The 843-nt window shown below is 71.3% G+C and carries 1 protein-coding gene; it reads right to left on the bottom strand.

Features of this window, described 5'->3' with window-relative positions; all coding sequences use genetic code 11:
• Positions 1-843: sigma 54-interacting transcriptional regulator (locus G3N99_RS41220; RefSeq protein ID WP_206125313.1), on the bottom strand; the 843-nt coding region annotated here is incomplete at both ends.

Raw genomic sequence — 843 nt, 5'->3', positions numbered from 1 at the left:
CGTGCCGGGCGCCACGCCGCCGAGCTGCGCGGCAATATCGGCCGGCAGGTCTTGCCGCGTCACGCGCGCGGCGTCGCACACCGCGCACGCATAGCGCAGCACGTTGCGCAATTGCCGCACGTTGCCGGGCCACGGATATGCGGCGAGCTGTTCGGCGAGCGTTGCATCGAGCGTCAGCACGTGGCCGGTTGCCTGCGCCTCCTCGGCGAATACGGCGGCGATCACGTCGCGCACATCGGCGCGTTCGCGCAGCGGCGGCAGTTCGAACGTCGCGCCGCTCAGCCGGTAGTACAGGTCCTCGCGGAACGTGCCGTCGGCCACCATGCGTGCGAGATCGCGGTGCGTCGCGCAGATCACGTCGAGATCGACGCGTACGGGCGTATCGCTGCCGAGCGGCACGACCTCGCCATCGGCGAGCACGCGCAACAGGCGCGTCTGCAGCGCGAGCGGCATGTCGCCGATTTCATCGAGGAACAGCGTGCCGCCGTCGGCGAGCGCGATCTTGCCGCGCGCGCCATTTTTGCGTGCGCCGGTGAACGCGCCGGCCGCATAGCCGAACAGTTCGCTCTCGATCAGCGCTTCCGGCAGCGCGCCGCAGTTGACCGCGACGAACGGTCGCGTGCGCCGCGCGCCGGCGTCGTGGATCGCGCGCGCGAACACTTCCTTTCCCGCACCGGTTTCGCCGAGCACGAGAATCGGCAGCCGCTTGCTCGCAACGCGCAGCGCGAGCTCGGCCTGCTGCGCGATATGCGCGTCGCTGCTGTGCAGGAACGGTGTCAGTGCGCCGACGTGGCGTTGCGCGGTGCCCGGGCGGCGCGAGGCCGTGCCGGGTTCGCGGCCGGT

Source organism: Burkholderia sp. Ac-20392 (genome assembly GCF_017104585.1).
GTDB lineage: Bacteria > Pseudomonadota > Gammaproteobacteria > Burkholderiales > Burkholderiaceae > Burkholderia > Burkholderia lata.
Note: the sequence above shows the minus strand (reverse complement) of the source record. Positions and strands in the feature narration are given on the sequence as shown.